The organism is Kribbella italica, assembly GCF_014205135.1.
GTDB classification, from domain to species: domain Bacteria; phylum Actinomycetota; class Actinomycetes; order Propionibacteriales; family Kribbellaceae; genus Kribbella; species Kribbella italica.
Map to the genome: position 1 here is coordinate 7,090,768 of NZ_JACHMY010000001.1, position 17,678 is coordinate 7,108,445.

Annotated in this window: 17 protein-coding genes and 1 riboswitch; of the genes, 10 read left to right on the top strand and 7 right to left on the bottom strand. The window is 70.6% G+C overall.

What is annotated here, in order from left to right; all coding sequences use genetic code 11:
• Positions 1-68 precede the first annotated feature (68 nt).
• The 5 genes from HDA39_RS33055 (at position 69) to HDA39_RS33075 (ending at position 5,288) form a co-directional block, all read left to right on the top strand.
• Positions 69-1,043 (top strand): hypothetical protein, encoded by a 975-nt coding sequence (locus HDA39_RS33055; RefSeq protein WP_184801905.1) that lies wholly within the window; start codon positions 69-71, stop codon positions 1,041-1,043.
• Positions 1,044-1,157: 114 nt separating this feature from the next.
• A riboswitch (cobalamin riboswitch) is annotated at positions 1,158-1,346 on the top strand.
• 24 nt (positions 1,347-1,370) lie between these two features.
• Entirely contained in the window at positions 1,371-2,399 is a 1,029-nt protein-coding gene (locus HDA39_RS33060; RefSeq protein ID WP_184801907.1) for an ABC transporter substrate-binding protein, read from the top strand.
• Entirely contained in the window at positions 2,396-3,451 is a 1,056-nt protein-coding gene (locus tag HDA39_RS33065; protein ID WP_337925999.1) for a FecCD family ABC transporter permease, read from the top strand. Before HDA39_RS33060 ends, HDA39_RS33065 begins: the two co-directional genes overlap by 4 nt.
• 8 nt (positions 3,452-3,459) lie before the next feature.
• Positions 3,460-4,479: a FecCD family ABC transporter permease gene (locus HDA39_RS33070; protein WP_337926000.1), complete on the top strand. Its 1,020-nt coding sequence runs from the start codon at positions 3,460-3,462 to the stop codon at positions 4,477-4,479.
• A gap of 2 nt (positions 4,480-4,481) precedes the next feature.
• Positions 4,482-5,288, top strand: a complete 807-nt coding sequence (locus HDA39_RS33075) for an ABC transporter ATP-binding protein (protein ID WP_184801911.1) — start codon at positions 4,482-4,484, stop codon at positions 5,286-5,288.
• Positions 5,289-5,323: 35 nt separating this feature from the next.
• Here the strand turns inward: HDA39_RS33075 and HDA39_RS33080 are convergent, their stop codons facing one another.
• Positions 5,324-5,926, bottom strand: a complete 603-nt coding sequence (locus tag HDA39_RS33080) for a TetR/AcrR family transcriptional regulator (protein ID WP_337926001.1) — start codon at positions 5,924-5,926, stop codon at positions 5,324-5,326.
• Between the two features lie 118 nt (positions 5,927-6,044).
• On the opposite strand from HDA39_RS33080, the gene HDA39_RS33085 reads away from it, so the two are divergent.
• Positions 6,045-8,228 (top strand): MMPL family transporter, encoded by a 2,184-nt coding sequence (locus HDA39_RS33085; RefSeq protein WP_184801913.1) that lies wholly within the window; start codon positions 6,045-6,047, stop codon positions 8,226-8,228.
• Here HDA39_RS33085 and pdxR read toward each other — a convergent pair.
• Entirely contained in the window at positions 8,146-9,660 is a 1,515-nt protein-coding gene (gene pdxR / locus HDA39_RS33090; RefSeq protein ID WP_337926002.1) for a MocR-like pyridoxine biosynthesis transcription factor PdxR, read from the bottom strand. The two genes, HDA39_RS33085 and pdxR, sit on opposite strands and share 83 nt — an antisense overlap.
• A gap of 29 nt (positions 9,661-9,689) precedes the next feature.
• On the opposite strand from pdxR, the gene HDA39_RS33095 reads away from it, so the two are divergent.
• The 3 genes from HDA39_RS33095 to HDA39_RS33105 all read left to right on the top strand — a co-directional run bounded on the left by HDA39_RS33095 (position 9,690) and on the right by HDA39_RS33105 (position 12,323).
• Complete coding sequence (locus HDA39_RS33095) at positions 9,690-10,490, top strand: methyltransferase (RefSeq protein ID WP_184801915.1); 801 nt, start codon at positions 9,690-9,692, stop codon at positions 10,488-10,490.
• Entirely contained in the window at positions 10,487-10,642 is a 156-nt protein-coding gene (locus HDA39_RS33100; RefSeq protein ID WP_184801917.1) for a hypothetical protein, read from the top strand. Before HDA39_RS33095 ends, HDA39_RS33100 begins: the two co-directional genes overlap by 4 nt.
• A 193-nt stretch (positions 10,643-10,835) precedes the next feature.
• A complete protein-coding gene (locus HDA39_RS33105) occupies positions 10,836-12,323 on the top strand; it encodes a CYTH and CHAD domain-containing protein (protein WP_184801919.1) in 1,488 nt (495 codons plus the stop codon).
• Positions 12,324-12,332: 9 nt separating this feature from the next.
• Here the strand turns inward: HDA39_RS33105 and HDA39_RS33110 are convergent, their stop codons facing one another.
• Entirely contained in the window at positions 12,333-12,683 is a 351-nt protein-coding gene (locus HDA39_RS33110) for a cupin domain-containing protein (RefSeq protein WP_184801921.1), read from the bottom strand.
• A 75-nt stretch (positions 12,684-12,758) separates the two neighbouring features.
• Here HDA39_RS33110 and HDA39_RS33115 point away from each other — a divergent pair, with 75 nt between their 5' ends.
• Positions 12,759-13,223, top strand: a complete 465-nt coding sequence (locus HDA39_RS33115) for a MarR family winged helix-turn-helix transcriptional regulator (RefSeq protein WP_184801923.1) — start codon at positions 12,759-12,761, stop codon at positions 13,221-13,223.
• Here the strand turns inward: HDA39_RS33115 and HDA39_RS33120 are convergent.
• From HDA39_RS33120 to HDA39_RS33135, 4 genes are all read right to left on the bottom strand, one after another.
• Positions 13,220-13,474, bottom strand: a complete 255-nt coding sequence (locus tag HDA39_RS33120) for a hypothetical protein (RefSeq protein ID WP_202894327.1) — start codon at positions 13,472-13,474, stop codon at positions 13,220-13,222. The two genes, HDA39_RS33115 and HDA39_RS33120, sit on opposite strands and share 4 nt — an antisense overlap.
• A 346-nt stretch (positions 13,475-13,820) precedes the next feature.
• Positions 13,821-15,464, bottom strand: a complete 1,644-nt coding sequence (locus HDA39_RS33125) for a solute symporter family protein (protein WP_184801927.1) — start codon at positions 15,462-15,464, stop codon at positions 13,821-13,823.
• Positions 15,461-15,802: a DUF485 domain-containing protein gene (locus tag HDA39_RS33130; protein ID WP_184801929.1), complete on the bottom strand. Its 342-nt coding sequence runs from the start codon at positions 15,800-15,802 to the stop codon at positions 15,461-15,463. The genes HDA39_RS33125 and HDA39_RS33130 overlap by 4 nt, the downstream gene beginning before the upstream one ends.
• A gap of 332 nt (positions 15,803-16,134) precedes the next feature.
• Complete coding sequence (locus tag HDA39_RS33135) at positions 16,135-17,670, bottom strand: sodium/solute symporter (protein ID WP_202893191.1); 1,536 nt, start codon at positions 17,668-17,670, stop codon at positions 16,135-16,137.
• Between the last annotated feature and the right edge of the window lie 8 nt (positions 17,671-17,678).

A 17,678-nucleotide genomic window follows, 5' to 3' on the forward strand; every position in this document is an offset into this window, starting at 1 on the left:
GGCATCGCGGAGGAGGACCGTCGCAGGAGGAGCGGGAGCTGCGGAGCTCCGGCTAGAGTCGGGTCACCATGCGTATCCGTCCAGTAGTTGTCTTCGTGGTGGCCGGGCTTGTCGTGGCCGGATGTGGTGGGGGTTCCGGTGAGACCGCGCCGAGTGTGCCGCCGTTGGTTTCGGTGAGTACGACGCCGACCGAGACGCCGAGCGAGAGTCCTTCGGAGTCGCCGGGGGTTCCGCCGACGGCGAAGGTGGCGGACACCTTGTGTGTGCGGATGGATCAGTCGTTGGTGCAGGCGACGTTGGCGGTGCCGGCGGTGCGGATTCAGCTGGAGGGGGTGCCGGCCGAGATCGGGATGCCGAGCTACGACATCTGTCAGTTGGGGTTGAGCACGAACCCGGACGGGCCTGCGCTGCGGCTCGGGGTGTCGGTGCTGCCGGCGACGAGGACCGAGCTGACGGCCGCGCAGAAGGCGTACGCCGCGACGAAGGGCGAGCCGGCTCGGGCGATCGCGGTCGGGCAGGGTGGGTTCGGGACGAGCAAGTTCGCGGTGTTCCTGCTGGGGACGCATCTGTACAAGGTCGAGGGCCCGGCGGCGACGCCGACCAAGTACGTCGTACTGGCGCAGGAGGCGGCGCGTCAGGCCGCCGGGCTGCCGGAGGCGGCGCCGATGATCAGCCGGCCGGAGTGCGACCGCGGGACGAACGCGGCCGCCAAGGTGATGGGCAGTGTGGCCACGGCCCGGCGCGACAGCGCGACACCCGCGGGCGACATCGTCTGCGGCTGGATCACCGCGACGAGTGTGCTGTACACCACGGCCCGCCGGGTCCCCGACGCGGAGGCGGCGATGGCCTCGGTCCGCAAGGCGCCCACGTCCCAGTCCGTGCCGCTCGGCGACGAGGGGTACGTCGACACCGCCACCGGCCGCGGCACGATCCGCGTCGGCACCGGCAAGATCGCCGACCTGGTCCCGCTCCCCGGGAACACGGTGAAGACCGACGACATGGTCACCTTCGCGCTGGCCGTGTCGCCGCTTTACACCCGCTGAGGCGCCGTACGCCGCCGGCCGCCCGCCCCCGCCCCGGGCCCGCGCCGCCTCCCGCCGCCGCCCCGCCCCACCGTCGCCCGTGGACCGTGTGCTGCGACTCGGTCGCAGGGTGGGTTACCGTGTGCCGGTCGTGGTGTTCGGGAAGCCGGTGGAGTACCGGCGCGGCCCTCGCCACTGTGATCGGGATTGTCCGCTGAGCGTTCACCAGGTGTGAGACCACTGGCCCGGAGGGGCTGGGAAGGTCAGCTCGGCGGATGCGGTCGTCCCGTCAGCCAGGAGACCGGCCACGACGCGTCCCGTCCACGAGGTGTTGGAGGAACGGTCGCCATGGCCGTCGTACCCAAGGCAGTGCTTGCTGCCGTTTTCCTGTCCCTGGTCGCCGCCTGCGGAAGTGCCGGCGCCGACGAAGGTCCGAGCGCGAGCGCGACGACCGTCAAGAACTGCGGGCTCGACGTCACCGTCGACGGCCCGCCGGAGCGGGTGTTCGCGGCGTACCAGCCGGCCATCGAGATGGTGCACGCGCTGGGCGTCTCCGACCGGCTGATCGGGACCGCGTTCCTCGACTCCGAGCCGCTGCCCGAGTACGTCGCGGCGCAGAAGGACCGCAAGTACTACAAGAACATGCCGAGCCGCGAGGAGCTGCTCAGCCTGAACCCGGACTTCGTGCTGTCCGGCTTCAACGACATCTTCAACGCCGCCGGCAGCGACGGCAGCTTCGGCAGCCGCAAGTCGCTGTCCGACCTCGGCGTACAGACCTGGATCTTCAGCCCGCTCTGCCCGACCGCGGACGGCAAGGGCGACGAGGCGATCGACCCGTCGACGGTCTCGATGGACAACGTGTACGCCGACCTGCGCGACCTGGGCCAGCTGTTCGGTGCGAGCGACAAGGCCGAGCAGGTGATCGCCGACCAGAAGACCCGGATCGCGGCGGTCGAGGCGAAGGTGGAGAGCGCGGACAAGCCGACGGTCGCGATCGTGCGGCCCGGGCTCGAGGGCGGCGGGATGACCGTGTCCGGTGGCCCGGACTTCGGCACGGTGCTGATCAAGCAGGCCGGCGGGGTGAACGCGTTCGCGGGCCTGACCTCGAAGCGGAACGTGAAGATCAGCGTCGAGGAGTTCATCAAGGCCGACCCGGACTACGTACTGATCAGCGGTTGCTGCGACGCGACGCTGACCGAGGCGCAGGGGCAGCCGGACGTCGACAAGCTGATGAAGAACCCGGCGTTCGCGAACCTGAAAGCCGTCAAGAACAAGCACGTCGTGCCGTGGCTGTTCGCGCACCACTCGGCCGGCGTCCGCGGCGCGAACTCGACCGAGCTGATCGCGAAGATCATCCATCCCGACCTGGTCAAGTGACGGCGCTGGTCGTCGACGACCGGCGCGGCGGGACAGGCTCGGGCGGCCTCCTGCACCACGGGCTGACCAAGACCGGTGGCCTGGTCGTCGCGTTCGTCGTCCTGCTGGCCGCGGTGCTGCTCTCCTTGCTGGCCGGGACCGAGTGGTTCGCCCCGCGAGACGTCTACCTCGCGGCGGCGGACTTCACCGGCTCCGACACCGATCGGGTGATCCGGTACCTGCGCCTGCCGCGGACCGCGACCGGCCTGATGGCCGGCGCCGCGCTCGGGATGGCCGGTGCGCTGATGCAGGGCGTCACGCGCAACGCGTTGGCGGATCCGGGGATTCTCGGCGTGAACGCCGGCGCCGCGGTCGCCGTCGTCGCGGCGATCGGGGTCTTCGGGGTGACGAGCCTGACCGGGTACGTGTGGTTCGCGATGGGCGGCGCACTGATCGCGACCGTCGTGGTCTACCTCGTCGGCGCTCTCGGGCGCGGCGGCGCGACGCCGGTCAAGCTGGCGCTGGCCGGTGCGGCGTTGTCGGCCATGCTCGGGTCCGTCACGTCGGCGGCGACGTTGCTCGATCTGTCGACGCTGAACGAGTTCCGCTTCTGGGTGGTCGGGTCGCTCACGCTGGCGACCGGACCGATCGTCGGCCAGGCCGTGCCGTTCGTTGCCATCGGCATCGTCCTGGCGCTGGTGCTCGGGCGATCCCTCAACCAGCTGGCGCTGGGCGAGGAGCTCGCGACCACGCTCGGCACCCGGGTCAACCTCGTCCGCGTCCTGGCCGGGCTCGCGATCATGCTGCTGGCCGGTACGGCGACCGCGATGGCCGGGCCGATCGGGTTCGTCGGTCTCGCCGTCCCGCATGTCGCACGGGCGATCGTCGGCGCGGACTACCGGTGGATCCTCCCGTACTCAATCGTTCTGGCGCCCACGTTGCTGCTGCTGGCGGATGTCGTCGGCAGGCTGGTGGTGCGTCCGGACGAGCTGCAGGTCGGCATCATCACCGCACTGGTCGGGGCTCCGCTCTTCATCGCCTTGGTACGCCGTCAAAGGCTGGCCGAACTATGAGCCGGGCTGTGCGAATCGGCCCACTGTCAGGTCGGCTCGATGTCGGCGCGGTGGTCGTGACACTGACCGGTCTGCTGGTGGCCGTTGCTGTGGGCGCCTATTCCTTGACCATCGGCGACTACGAGATTCCGCTCGCCCAAGTCCTCAGCACACTCGCCGGCAACGGCTCGCTGATCGTGACCGACGTGGTGGTGAACAACCGGCTGCCCCGGGTCCTGGTCGGACTGGGCGTCGGGTTCGCCTTCGCCGTGTCGGGCGCGATCTTCCAGCGGCTCGCGCGCAACCCGCTGGTCAGCCCGGACCTGATCGGCATCAACGCCGGCGCCGCTCTGGCCGCCGTCGTGGTGATCACCATCCTCGGCGCCAGCCCGTTCTGGCTCCCGGTCGGCGCGCTCGGCGGATCGTTGCTGACAGCAATCACCATCTACCTGTTCGCCTTCAAACGCGGTGTGGCCGGGTACCGGCTGGTGCTGGTCGGGATCGGCGTCACGGCGATCATCGGCTCGCTCACGGCCTACTTGCTGACCCTGGCCGACATCTACACGGCCAAGAGCGCGCTGATGTGGCTGTCCGGCAGTCTGGCCGGGCGCTCCTGGGCGGAGGTGTGGATGATCGGCCTCACGCTGCTGGTGCTGCTCCCCGGCGCCGTGGTCGCGTCACGGCAACTCCGTCTGCTCGAACTCGGCGACGACCTCGCCCGGACCTTGGCCGGCCGGGTCGAGCTGTCCCGTGGTCTGCTGATCGCGATCGGCGTCGGCCTCGCCGCCCTGGCGACGGCGGCTGCCGGCCCGATCGGCTTCGTCGCGCTGGTCGCTCCGCAGATCGCCCGCCGCCTGCTCGCCGAACGCGCCGCTGGCCTGCTCGCCTCCGGCGCGATCGGCGCGCTGCTGGTCGTCGCCGCGGACCTCGTCGCGCGCGAGCTGTTCGCGCCGATCCCGTTGCCCGTCGGCGTTGTCACGGCGTTCCTGGGCGCGCCCTACCTGTTGCTGCTGATGGCCCGAGCCAACCGCGTCGGCCGAGGAGGATAACCATGTTGCGTTCGGAGAACCTCAGCCTCGCGTACGACGGTACGCCGGTCGTGCACGACCTCTCGGTCGACATCCCGCAGGGCAAGATCACCGTCATCGTCGGCGCCAACGCCTGCGGCAAGTCCACGCTGCTGCGCGGCCTCGCCCGCCTGCTGGTGCCGCGCGGCGGCACCGTCTACCTGGACGACGTCGACGTCCGCCGAATCCCCGGCGGCCAACTGGCCACGAAGCTCGGGCTCCTCCCGCAGCAGCCGGTCGCCCCCGAAGGCATCACCGTCGCCGACCTCGTCGGCCGCGGGCGTCATCCGCACCAGCGGTGGTTCCGTCAGTGGACCCCCGAGGACGAGAAGGTCGTCACCGAGGCCCTCGCCGCCACGGGCACCGCCGACCTGGCCAACCGCTCCCTCGACCAGCTCTCCGGCGGCCAGCGCCAACGCGTCTGGATCGCCCTGGCTCTCGCGCAGGACGCCGACACGATGCTGCTCGACGAGCCCACGACGTTCCTCGACCTGGCCCACCAGCTGGAGATCCTCGACCTCGTCCAGGACCTCAATCACCAGCACCACAAGACGATCGTCCTCGTCCTCCACGACCTCAACCTCGCCAGCCGGTACGCCGACCACCTGATCGCCCTCAAGTCCGGAGAGGTGGTTGCCACCGGCAACCCGGCCGAGGTGATCACGCCTGAGGTGGTCGAGCACGTCTTCGGTCTGGCCGCAGAGGTCATCCCCGACCCGCTGACCGGTACGCCGCTCGTCCTGCCGCGCCCGCGCCGGCCCGTGCGGCAGGACGTCGTACAGGATAACTAGCGGAGCCGGCCGGCCATGCTTCCTGGAGCTGTCCCTCAGGAAAGAACCGGGGTGAGGTAACCGACCAGGGCCTGGTTGAGCTCCTGGATCCAGGACTCCCGGTCGGCGGGCGGAGCCGCGAGCACCGTGCCGAGCAGCGCGGCGAAGATCTGCGTGGCGACCGTCGCGGTCTGCTGCAGACGGTCGGCGGGGAGCCCGGGCGCGCGGACGGCCACGATCTCGGCCACCTTGCCGGTGACGGCGGCCTGCAGGGCACGAGCGGGCGCGGTCAGGTGTTCGGGCAGGTCCGGCCCGGCGAACAGGGTCTTGAAACCGGGGTTGGCGAGGTTGACCTCGACCATCGGCCGGATCATCCGGTCGACCAGCTCGGGCAGCGGCAGCTGTGCCGCCGTCGGGTCGAACGCCTGGGCGTGCGCCTCCTGCAGCGCCGTCCGGTAGCGGTCAGCCAGGGCCGTGGCGAGCGCCTCCTTGTTCGCGAAGAACTGGTACAGCGTGCCCGGCGAGACTCCGGCCCGCTTGGCGATCGCGTTGGTCGTCGCCTTCGCGTACCCGACCTCGGCGAAGACCAGCGCGGCGGCATCGGTCAGCTGCTCCATCCGCCGTTGCCCACGCGCCTGGCGGCGCGGCTCCTCGGCCACTGGGGTCCTCCGTCCGGACAGGTCCGTTGACAAACGCGAGCAATAGCTCGTATTTTGCAGTTGCACTCTCATGCGAGCAATCACTCGCGTTTCGTCATCCTACCCTGGGGGCTCCGCCATGCCGCAGCACGACATCGCCGCCGACCACCGGGCCGGAAGCGGGTTCGCCGGATGGGTGGTCCGGCGCCGGATCCTCGTCGTCGCCCTGGCCGGTGCGCTGACCGTCGCCCTGCTGCTGGTCGCCGCCGGCGCGCTCGGTGCCCTCTCGCTGTCCCGGATCGCCGCTCCCGGGTCCGAGTCCGACCAGGCGCGGCAGATGCTCGCGGACCAGTTCCGGACCGGTCCGCCGAACCTCATCCTGCTCGTCGACGCCGGGGCGCCCGGCGTCGACGATCCCGCCGTACGACGGGCCGCCGCCGAGCTGGATCGCCGGCTGGCGGGGGAGCCGGGTGTCGCCGAGACGGGCTCGTACTGGTCCCGCGGCGACAGCCCCGCACTGCGCAGCCGGGACGGGAGCCAAGCGCTGATCCTCGTCCGCGTCCCGGGCGAGGTGAACGAGGCCCGCGCCCGGGTCGGCGAGCTCGCCGACCGGTACGCCGGTGAGTCCGGCCCTCTCACCGTCCGTGCGGGCGGTCAGGACGAGGTGTTCCGCGAGATCGGCGCCCAGGCGCGCACCGACTTCCTCCGCGCCGAGGCGATCGTCCTGCCGATGGTGCTGCTCTTGCTGCTCCTGATCTACCGCCGGGTCGCACTCGCCCTGCTGACGCTCGGCGTCGGCGTCTTCGCCACCGCGGGGGCGCTGGCCGGGCTGCGGATGATCGCCGGGGTGACCGAGGTCTCCACCTTCGCGGCCAACCTCGCGCTGGTGATGGGGCTTGCGCTCGGGGTCGACTACTGCCTGTTCGTGATCGCGAGATACCGCGAAGAACTTGCTGCGGGCAACGACATCGGCGAGTCGGTGGTGGTCGCCGTACGGACCGCCGGGCGGACGGTCTTCTTCAGCGGTCTCACGGTCGCGACCTCCCTGCTCGCCCTGCTCCTGTTCCCGCTGTCCTTCCTCCGGTCGTTCGGCTACGCGGGCATCCTGGTCGTCGGCTCGGCGCTCGTCGGTTCCCTGGTCGTCCTTCCCGCGGCGCTGGCCCTGCTCGGTCGTCGCGCCGCCGGACCGGTACGCCGTCGGCCGGTCGAGCAGGGCCGCTGGTTCCGGGTCGCGCAAGCGGTCATGCGCCGTCCGCTGCTGATCGGCGGAGCTGTCCTCGCGCTCGTCCTGCTGCTCGCATCGCCCGCTCTCGGTCTGCGCTTCGGTCTGCCTGATGCGCGCATCCTCCCGGCCGAAGCCTCCAGCCGGATCACCGCCGACGAGATCCGGGACGAGTTCGGCCAGGAGGAGTCTGACGCGCTCTACCTGGTCGCTCGGCAGGCCGAAGGCACACCCGGCGCCCGCAGTACGCAGTACGCGGAGCAACTGTCGCGGGTCGACGGAGTCGCGCAGGTCGACTCGGCTGCCGGCGTCCACGTCGAAGGCCGTCGTGTGATCCCGCCAGGCTCGGACCGCTTCACCGCCGAGGGCGGGACCTACCTGACCGTCACGCCGACGCAGTCCGCGCTGGAAGGTGACATCGGCGCGCTGGTCGACCGCGTCCGGGCCGTGCCCGCGCCGTACGACGTGATCATCGGCGGCAGTCCGGCCGAGATGCTCGACTGGCGGTCGGCGCTCACCGAGCGGATCCCGCTGGTCCTCGGCGTGATCCTGCTGCTCAGCTTCGCCGTACTGCACCTGGCGACCGGAAGCGTGCTGCTCCCGCTGAAGGCGACGCTGCTCAACCTGCTGAGCCTCGGGGTGATGTTCGGGGTGATGGTGTGGGTGTTCCAGCAGGGCAACCTGTCCGGACTGCTCGGGTTCACGCCGACCGGGGTGCTGGAAGCGAGCATGCCGCTACTGATGTTCTGCATCGTCTACGGGCTGTCGATGGACTACGAGGTGTTCATCGTGTCGCGGATCCGGGAGGAGTACCTGCGGACCGGCGACAACGAGCTCGCGGTCGCGACCGGCCTGCAGCGCACCGCTCCACTGGTCAGTACGGCGGCCGTGGTGCTCGCGCTGTCGTTCGCGGTCTACGCGACGGGCGGCGTGGTCTACCTGAAGATGATCGGGGTCGGGATGGCGGTCGCCGTCCTGGTCGACGCGACGGTGATCCGCGGGATCCTGCTGCCGGCGTTCATGCGCCTGGCCGGGCGGGCGAACTGGTGGGTGCCGGCGTACGGCGCAGCACGGCTGCTAGTGTCGCGACAGCCTCGGTGATCGCCGTCGGGGTGCGGGCGGCGTAGCCGAGGACCAGGCCGGGTGGGTGCGGGGTCTGGGTGTGCCAGCTGAGGGGGTGGGTCTTGATGCCTTCGGCAAGGGCCTGCGTGGCGAAGGCCACGTCGTCGAGGGAGCCGGCCGGGAAGGTGATCGTGAGGTGCAGGCCGGCGGCGGCGCCGTGGACCGTCGCGGTCGGCAGGTGGTTGCTGATGGCATCGATCATCGCGTCGCGGCGCCGGCGGTGCCGGCGGCGGGCGTAGCGGAGCTGGCGTTCGAGGTCGCCGGACTCCATCAGGTGGGCGAGGACCAGCTGCGGCAGGGCGGCATTGCCGAGGTCGGCCAGGCGTTTGGCGGCGATCAGGCGGTCGCGGTACGCCGGGGGCGGGATCATCCAGCCGATCCGGAGCGCGGGGGCGAGCAGCTTGGAGACGCTGCCGGCGTAGATCACGTGGTCGGCGAGCATCGCGCGCAGAGCGGGGACCGGCGGGCGGTCGTAGCGGTGCTCGGCGTCGTAGTCGTCCTCGACGATCAGGCCGTCGGTCTCGGTCGCCCACTGGATCAGCTCGCGGCGGCGTTCGCCGTCCAGGACGACGCCGGTGGGGAACTGGTGCGCGGGGGTCAGGAGTACGGCGCGCGCTCCGCTGCGGTAGAGCTCGTCGACGCGTACGCCGTCCGCGTCGACCGGGATGGGTGGGGTGCGCAGGCCGAGGTTCTGCAGGTGCTGGCGGGAGCCGAGCGAGCCGGGGTCCTCGACGGCGAGTTCGTGGATGCCGTCGGCGGTGAGGATCTGGGTGATGAGGCTGAGCGCCTGGGCGACTCCGGCGACGACGATGACCTCGGCGGGGTCGACCTGGACGCCGCGGTAGCGCGCGAGCCAGCGCGCGACGGCCAGCCGCAGTTCCGGCGTACCGGCGGGGTCGCCGTAGCCGAAGGACGCGGCGGAGAGCCGGTCGAGCACGGCGCGCTCGGCCTTGAGCCAGGCGGCGCGGGGGAAGGCGGTGAGATCGGGAACGCCGGGGGTGAGGTCGATCCGCGCCGGGGCTGATCGGAGGGCGTCGAAGATGTCGACGCCGGGTGCCTGCACGACCACAGGACGAGGAGACTCACCAGAAGAAGTTGAGGTTTTGGTGGTGAAGGGAACCGCGACGACCGTCGTACCGGCTCTTCCTCTGGCGGTGGTGTGGCCGTCTTCGGTGAGGCGTTGGTAGGCCTCGGTGACCACGCCCCGGGAGACCTGCAGATCGGCGGCCAGGACTCGGCTGGCGGGGAGGCGGGTGCCCAGGGGCAGGCGGCCGTCGGCGATCGCGGCGCGGAGTTGGTCGGCCAGCCACGTCGACAGCCCGCCTGGTGCGACACCGGCAGTGCTCAGCTGCAGGAAGTCCGACCCTGCAGTTATGGACCTGCCAATCTCGCCCGGATTGGATCTACTCACCGGACCATTGTGGCGCGCACGGTGGACTCATGGGAACCGACTACGTCCACGGCTACACCGAATCCGAGACCCGCCGCCTCAGCGACCAGGCAGGCACACTGGCCGGGCTCCTGCACGGCGGCACGCAGTACGCACCTGGCAGCCGCGTCCTGGAGGTCGGCTGCGGCGTCGGCGCGCAGACCGTCCAGCTGCTCACTCGCAGCCCGGGAATCACGCTGACCGCGGTCGACATCTCCGAGGAGTCGCTCGCCGAGGCCAAACGCCGCGTCGCCGGCGCAGCGCCGTACGGGCAGGTCGAGTGGCATCACGGCGACCTGCACGACCTCCCGGACGCCGAGTTCGACCACCTGTTCGTCTGCTTCGTGCTCGAACACCTGCCGGACCCGGTCGAGGCGCTGCAGAAGCTCCGCGAGCATCTCCGGCCGGGCGGCACGATCACGGTCGTCGAGGGCGACCACGGCTCCGCGATCTACCACCCGCGCAGCGAGGACGCTCAGGTCGTCATCGAGTGCCTCAACCGCAGCCAGGCCGACGCCGGCGGCGACGCGCTGATCGGCCGCCGGGTCCAGCCGCTGCTCACCGCCGCAGGGTTCACCGCGGTCGTCACCGAGCCGCGCACTGTGTACGCCGACGAGACCCTGCCGCACCTGGTCGACGGCTTCACCCGCAAGACGTTCATCGCGATGGTCGGCTCGGTCCGCGACCGGTCGATCGCCACCGGCCTCAGTACGCCGGACGCCTGGGCGCGCGGCATCCGCGACCTGGAACGCACCGCCGAGCCCGGCGGGACCTTCCACTACACGTTCTTCAAGGGGGTCGGAGTGCGATGATCGCGCTGCTCGTCCTGGTCGCCGCGCTGATCGCCGTGCTCGAGTGGACCCACCGCCGGTCGCCCGGCCCGGCGTACGGCGGCCTCCGGTCCGGCGGACCGGATCGCGACCGCGCCCGACTGCTGGACGATCTTCGCGCGGCGGCCGACTAAGGGTGTGTCTCCCGGTCCCCCGCCTACTGCGCGGCACTCGGCACGGCATCTCGCTGCACGGGAGCCAAGCTCACGATGCTTCGCATCGCAGCGCTCGTCTCCCGCGCACCGAGCTACCGCACCGAGCACCTGCTCGCTACGGCGGGGGACCGGGAGACACACCCTGGCTTGCGCCGACTGGTAAAACTTGGGGATGACGCCGACCGAGCAGCTCGAGATCGAGACCAAGTACGACGTCGACGAGCACGCCATTCTTCCGGCGTTGCACGAGCTGCCCGGGGTCGACCGGGTCGAGCAACCGGTCGAGCTCGCGCTGGAGGCGGTCTACTTCGACACCGCCGGGCTGCACCTCGCGCGGAACAAGGTGACCCTGCGCCGCCGGACCGGCGGCGAGGACGACGGCTGGCACATCAAGCTGCCGGCCGCGCGCGGGCGGATGGAGATCCAGCACCCGCTCGGGCGCGCGGTGCGCAAGGTGCCGATCCAGGTCGTGCGGGCGGTGCGGGTGCACGTCCGCGACCACGAGCTCGGGCCGGTGGTGACGCTGGCGACGCGCCGGATCGTGCACCGCCTGCTCGACGCCGAGGGCGAGGTGCTGGCCGAGGTCGCCGACGACCACGTGACCGCGACGGTCGACGGCGAGGAGCCGCAGACCTGGCGCGAGTGGGAGGTCGAGCTGGTCGGCGGCTCGACCGAGCTGCTCGAAGCCGCCGAGCCGGTACTGCGGGACGCCGGGGCGAAACCGGCCTCGGGTCCGAGCAAGCTGGCTCGTGCGCTGGGCGATCGCGTGCCGAAACGGGAGACCTGGGAGCTGCCGGCGAAGCCGACGACGGCGGACCTGTTCCGTTCGTACGCGACCGCGCAGGTCGAGGCGATCCACCTGCGCGACCCGGAGGTCCGGCGCGACCTGCCGGACTCGATCCACAAGATGCGGGTGGCGACCCGGCGGCTGCGCTCGGCGCTGGCGACGTACCGGCCGGTGGTGGACCGCGAGGTCGGGGACCCGATCCGGGACGAGCTGAAGTGGTTCGCGGGTGAGCTCGGCGGGGCGCGGGACGCGGAGGTGCTGCGCGAGCACTTCCTGGTCGCGGTCGCGGAGCAGCCGCAGGAGCTGGTGATGGGCCGCGTCGCGGGGTACATCGACGACCATCTGCGCGCGGTCTACAAGCAGGCGCGGGTGCGGGCGCTCGAGGCGCTGGAGAGCGAGCGGTACTTCCGGCTGCTCGACACCCTCGACGACCTGGTCACCGCGCCGCCGCTGCTCGACGCGGAGACGAAGGCGAAGAAGCAGGTGCCGAGTCTGCTGAAGAACGACCTGACGCGGATGAGCAAGTGCGTGAAGCGGGCGGAGAAGGCCGAGACGCTGGCCGAGCAGGACCACGAGCTGCACGAGACGCGCAAGGCGTCCAAGCGACTGCGGTACGCCGCTGAGTCGGCGGTGCCGGTGCTGGGTCAGGCGGCGACGGATCTGGCGAACCGCGCCGAGCAGGTCCAGGAGGTCCTCGGCGACCACCAGGACAGCGTGGTCGCGCGGGACCTGCTGCGGCAGCTCGCCGTTCAGCAGCACCTCGACGGTGGGAATCCGTTCACGCTGGGCCGGCTGCACGCCGCGGAGCAGTACCGGGGCGATCGGTCGCGCGAGGCGTTCCTGGAGCTGTGGCCGACGATCGACTTCAGCTGAGCTCGCGCATCAGCTGATCCACGGCGGGGTGCCGCGGTCGGTGTCCTCACCGGGGACGCTGACCTTGGCGTGCCCGTAGCCGCTGACGACGGCGGTGAAGTCTTCGGTCGCCGTCACCTGCCGCTCGACACCTGCCGGCAGTACCAAAGCTTCTCCGGCCTTCAGCTCCAGCTCTTCCGTGCCCAGGCTGATCCGCGCGTGCCCGCTCAGCCCGGTCCACACCTGTTCGCTGTCGACCACGTGCACCGGCCCCTGAGCGGTCGCCTTCATCTCCACCCGCCACACGCTCAGCTCCTGGCTGCCCTGGGTCGGCGACGCGTACGTCGTCATCACGGCGTTCGGTGTCTCGGTCACGCGCATCTGCACTCCTTCGATTTGGTCAACCCGGTTGTCGAAAATAGTACACCAGGTTGTCGATCTGCCAAGATGCCTTCCATGGACCGCCACGGCTACGAGCTCCCCCTCCTGCTCGCCGGCGCCTTCCGCCGCATCATCGACGAGCTCCACCGCCGCCTCGCCGAGCAAGGCCACCCCGACCTGCGCCCGGCGTACGGCTTCGCCCTGCAGGCCGTCGGCCGCGACGGCTGCACGGTCTCCGACCTCGGCCGCCGGCTGGGCGTCACCAAACAAGCCGCCACCAAGACCGTCGGCCGACTCACCGACCTCCACTACGTCACCCGCACCCCGAACCCCGCCGACGCGCGAGCGATCCTCCTCACCCTCACCCCCCACGGCCGAGCCGCCCTCACCCTCTCGGCCCGAATCTTCGACGAACTCCATACCGAGTGGAAACAATCCCTGGGCGCCGGCCGCCTGAACGCCCTCGAAGACGACCTCGCGAAGCTCACCCCCAGCGACACCCCCACCCCGCTAGCGGACCTCCCGGGGTGGTTCCACTAGGTGGGATCGGTGTACGACACCGGCTTGCGGGTGGCGTGCGCATAGGCGATCTCCCGACGCGTGGACTCGCCCAGATACCCGCCGGGGTTGACGATCAGCACCCGGTCAGCCAGATCGATCTTGCGCAGATGGAGATCACCGAGCGCCACCTTCTGCTCGTCAGTGATCTCGCCCGCGTCGGCGCCCAGGAAGACCCCTGGCGCAAGGACGATGACCCCGGCGAGCGTCAGCTCCCGGTTCGCCACCAGCATCTCGTCCACGAACCGCACAGAGCCACAAAGACAAACAATCTCAGGTCGGTCAGCCACGGCTCAGTCTTTCGGGGTCGAACGGAAACCTGCACGTTGACCTCACGGTCCGCCACGCGAGCCAACAGACTACTCAGCGAGATGGACACCACGCGGCGGCGGTTGGAGTGACGGCGACCGTGCCCAGCGAGCGTGTGTAAGACGCGGCGAGGGCCCCAGCGGGTGCTGGGGTCCTCGGGTGGTTGGGGCTGTCAGGCAGGTTCGCGTCGGTTCAGCAGGACCTGCCTGACAGGGACTTGGGGCGGGGGCGCCGGGCTGTCACCCGTGATGGGACCGGCGCCCCCGCCGGTCAGTGCTGGGTGGCCTTCTCGGCGCCGGCGCCGGTCAGGGAGCGCACCTCCATCTCGGCGAAGCGGTCGACGTCGGTGGTTTCCTTGCTGGTCAGGGTTCCGACGATGCCGAGGACGAACGCCAGCGGGATCGACACGATGCCGGGGTTGTCCAGCGGGAACCAGTGGAAGTCGATCCCGGTGTCGGTGATCATCGACAGGCTGGCGCCGGTCTTGGCGTCGACCTTGCCGGACACGACCGGGCTGAAGATGATCAGGAAGATCGCCGAGCCCAGGCCGCCGTAGATGCTCCAGAGTGCGCCGCGGGTGTTGAAGCGCCGCCAGAACAGTGAGTAGAGGATCGTCGGCAGGTTCGCCGACGCCGCGACCGCGAAGGCCAGGGCGACCAGGAACGCGATGTTCTGGCCGTTGGCGAAGATGCCGCCGATGATCGCGACCGCGCCGATCACCACCACGGTGATCCGGGCCACCCGGACCTCGCCGTCGCCGCTGACCTGGCCGTTCTTGATCACCTGGCCGTAGATGTCGTGCGCGAACGACGCACTGGCCGTGATGGTCAGCCCCGCGACCACCGCCAGGATCGTCGCGAACGCGACCGCCGAGATCACGCCCAGCAGGATCTCCCCGCCCAGTTCGTAGGCCAGCAGCGGAGCTGCCGAGTTCGCCTTGCCGGGAGCGGCCCGGATCGCGTCCGGACCGACGAGCGCGGCGGCGCCGTACCCGAGGACCAGCGTGAACAGGTAGAAGATGCCGATGATCCAGATCGCCCAGCTGACGCTGCGGCGGGCCTCGCGCGAGTTCGGGACGGTGTAGAAGCGCATCAGTACGTGCGGCAGGCCCGCCGTACCGAGGACCAGGGCCAGGCCGAGCGAGATGAAGTCGAGCTTGCTGATCCCGGTCACGCCGTACTGCAGTCCCGGGCCGAGCAGCTTCTCGCCGGCCGCCGGGCTCCTGTCGACCGCGGCACCGAGCAGGCCGGACAGGTTGAACGAGTACTTCGCCAGCACCCAGATCGTCATGATCCCGGCGCCGATCACCAGCAGCACGGCCTTGACGATCTGCACCCAGGTGGTGCCCTTCATGCCGCCGACGAGCACGTAGGTGATCATGATCGCGCCGACCACCGCGATGACGATGTTCTGGCCGGCCTTGCCGTCGATGCCGAGCAGCAGCGCGACCAGGCCGCCCGCGCCCGCCATCTGGGCCAGCAGGTAGAAGAAGCAGACGCCCAGGGTCGAGATGGCCGCGGCCATCCGGACCGGACGCTGCTTGAGCCGGAACGACAGGACGTCGGCCATCGTGAACCGGCCGGTGTTCCGCAGCAGCTCCGCGACCAGCAGCAGCGCCACCAGCCAGGCCACCAGGAAGCCGATCGAATACAGGAAGCCGTCGTACCCGTTGAGTGCGATCGCCCCGGCGATACCGAGGAACGACGCGGCGGACAGGTAGTCGCCGGCGATCGCGACGCCGTTCTGCGGGCCGGTGAACGAGCGGCCACCGGCGTAGAAGTCGGCCGCGCTCTTGTTGTTGCGCGAGGCCCGGATCACGATCGCCAGGGTGGCCACCACGAACATCGCGAAGATCGCGATGTTCACCTTCGGGTCGCCGACGGTTGCCAGTGGCAACGACAGTGGTGCGCTCACGACTCGTCTCCCTCGATCTGGTCACGCAGGTGCTTGGCGTCGGGGTCGAACTTCCGGTCGGCCCAGCGGACGTAGAGCAGCGTGATCGCGAAGGTGGAGACGAACTGGCCGAACCCGAACAGCAGCCCGACGGTGATGTTGCCGCCGACCTTGTGCGACATGAAGTCGTGGGCGTAGTCGGCGAGCAGGACGTAGAGGAAGTACCAGGCCAGGAACAGGCCGGTCATCGGGAACACGAAGCGCCGGAAGCGGCGACGCAGCTCGGAGAAGTCCGGTGACAGCTGGACGTCTCGGTACGTCGTGAGCTCCGGATCGCCCGCACGACGCGTTTCACTCATCGCGGGACCTCCAGACGTGATCGGGCCGGGCGGAGTCCGGCGCGCGGGTTGCTGCTCCGTACTGTGGTCCAGCTCACCCGGCCCCGACAGCACCGACCGGCGTCGAGCGCTCAGCGGCGCACACCTCTCGACCGGCGGGGAACCCCACTGCGACGAGCGGTCGCATCCGTACGACGAACGGCCGACGCCCGCCCGTCGCCAAACGACCATGGCGGAGGTCGGCCCAGCGGGGGCGGACGCCCACCACTCACCAAGTACCGGCCACGGCCGACGGTCAGGCGGAGACGAGCCGGCGCGGGCCGCGTCCGGAGAGGTTAGTGAGTGGTGCAGGTTCAGCCCCCGGTGAAGCCGCGGTCGACGTCGACGGCTTCAGGAGTGTGCAAGCGGACCATGCTGCGCGCGGTGCCGGCCGGGATCCGGTTGGGCGTCATCCGCGACACGACGATGACGGTCAGGAAGGCGAGCGGCATCGTCCACGCGGCCGGTTGCGCGATCAGCGCGCCGAGCCAGCCGCCCTGGGGTGGGCCGATCACGTTGACCAGTACGGCGGAGATCGCGGCGACGCCGCCGACCAGCAGCCCGGCCGCAGCGCCGACGGTCGACATGCGGCGCCACCAGATGCCCAGCACGAGCAGCGGGCAGAACGTCGAGGCCGCGACGGCGAACGCCAGTCCGACGGTGTCGGCGAGGCTCAGCGAACCGGTGAAGTTCCAGGCGAGGTAGGGAATGGCGATCGCCAGGACGGCGGCGATCCGGAAGCTGTTGACGGCCAGGTAGTCGCCTCCGGTCAACCGGTGCAGGCGATTGCGCAGCAGGTCCTGGTCGATGACGCCCGCGATCGCGACCGTCAGGCCGGACGACGTGGACAGGAACGCGGCGAAGGCCCCGGCCGCGACGAGCGCGCCGAGCAGATCGCCAACGGTGCCAGGGAAAATCCGGCCGGGCAGCTCGAGGACGACGGTGTCGGCGGCCGTCGCGACGAGGTCGGGCGCGAAGGTCCGCCCGAGGACGGCGTACACGGGTGGGAAGAGGTAGAACGCGCCGAGCAGCGCGAGCACGACGACCGTCGTACGGCGGGCCGCGCGGCCGTCGGGGTTGGTGTAGAAGCGGACCAGCACGTGCGGCAGGCCCATCGTCCCGAAACAAAGGGCCAAGAGCAACGAGTACGTCGCGTAGAGCGGGTGGTCGCGACCATCGGCGCGGGACAACGGTTCGGCCCATTCCGAGCCGGCGCCCTGCAGCGAGTCGAGTACGCCGACCGGGTGGTCCATCGAGCGCCAGGCGATCAGGATGACGAAGACCGGCGCGGCCAGGGCGGTGAGTTTCAGCCAGTACTGGAAAGCCTGGACGAACGTGATCGAGCGCATCCCGCCGGCCGCGACGTTGATCACCACGATGATCGCGACCAGCGCCGCCCCGACCGCGGGCGGTGCACCGGTCACGGTCTGGACGGTCAGCCCGGCGCCGCGGAGCTGTGGGAGCAGGTAGAGCGTGCCGATCCCGGCGACGAGGAACGAGCAGATCCGCCGGACGACGGCCGACTCGAAGCGCGTCTCGGCGAAGTCGGGCAAGGTGTACGCGCCGGAGCGGCGCAGCGGGGCGGCGATCAGGACGAGCAGCATCAGGTAGCCGACCGTGTAACCGACCGAGAACCAGAGCATGTCCGCGCCGTTCACCACGACCAGACCGGCGACGCCGAGGAAAGATGCCGCCGACAAGTACTCGCCGCTGATCGCGGACGCGTTCCAGCGCGGCGTGACGGCCCGGCTGGCGACGTAGAAGTCGCTGGTGGTGCGGGAGATCCGCAGCCCGAACAGGCCGATCCCGATCGTTGCCGCGATCACCAAACCGATCGCGGTGAGGCTCATCGCCGGGG

Excerpts from the sequence above, each read along its gene's own strand:
- HDA39_RS33095 (WP_184801915.1), top strand. The coding sequence starts at position 9,690 with ATGGGAACCGACTACGTCCACGGCTACACCGAATCCGAGACCCGCCGC.
- HDA39_RS33055 (WP_184801905.1), top strand. The coding sequence starts at position 69 with ATGCGTATCCGTCCAGTAGTTGTCTTCGTGGTGGCCGGGCTTGTCGTG.
- HDA39_RS33100 (WP_184801917.1), top strand. The coding sequence starts at position 10,487 with ATGATCGCGCTGCTCGTCCTGGTCGCCGCGCTGATCGCCGTGCTCGAG.
- HDA39_RS33060 (WP_184801907.1), top strand. The coding sequence starts at position 1,371 with ATGGCCGTCGTACCCAAGGCAGTGCTTGCTGCCGTTTTCCTGTCCCTG.
- HDA39_RS33085 (WP_184801913.1), top strand. The coding sequence starts at position 6,045 with ATGCCGCAGCACGACATCGCCGCCGACCACCGGGCCGGAAGCGGGTTC.
- HDA39_RS33105 (WP_184801919.1), top strand. The coding sequence starts at position 10,836 with ATGACGCCGACCGAGCAGCTCGAGATCGAGACCAAGTACGACGTCGAC.
- HDA39_RS33115 (WP_184801923.1), top strand. The coding sequence starts at position 12,759 with ATGGACCGCCACGGCTACGAGCTCCCCCTCCTGCTCGCCGGCGCCTTC.
- HDA39_RS33130 (WP_184801929.1), bottom strand. The coding sequence starts at position 15,802 with ATGAGTGAAACGCGTCGTGCGGGCGATCCGGAGCTCACGACGTACCGA.
- HDA39_RS33135 (WP_202893191.1), bottom strand. The coding sequence starts at position 17,670 with ATGAGCCTCACCGCGATCGGTTTGGTGATCGCGGCAACGATCGGGATC.
- HDA39_RS33110 (WP_184801921.1), bottom strand. The coding sequence starts at position 12,683 with ATGCGCGTGACCGAGACACCGAACGCCGTGATGACGACGTACGCGTCG.
- HDA39_RS33120 (WP_202894327.1), bottom strand. The coding sequence starts at position 13,474 with ATGCTGGTGGCGAACCGGGAGCTGACGCTCGCCGGGGTCATCGTCCTT.
- HDA39_RS33075 (WP_184801911.1), top strand. The coding sequence starts at position 4,482 with ATGTTGCGTTCGGAGAACCTCAGCCTCGCGTACGACGGTACGCCGGTC.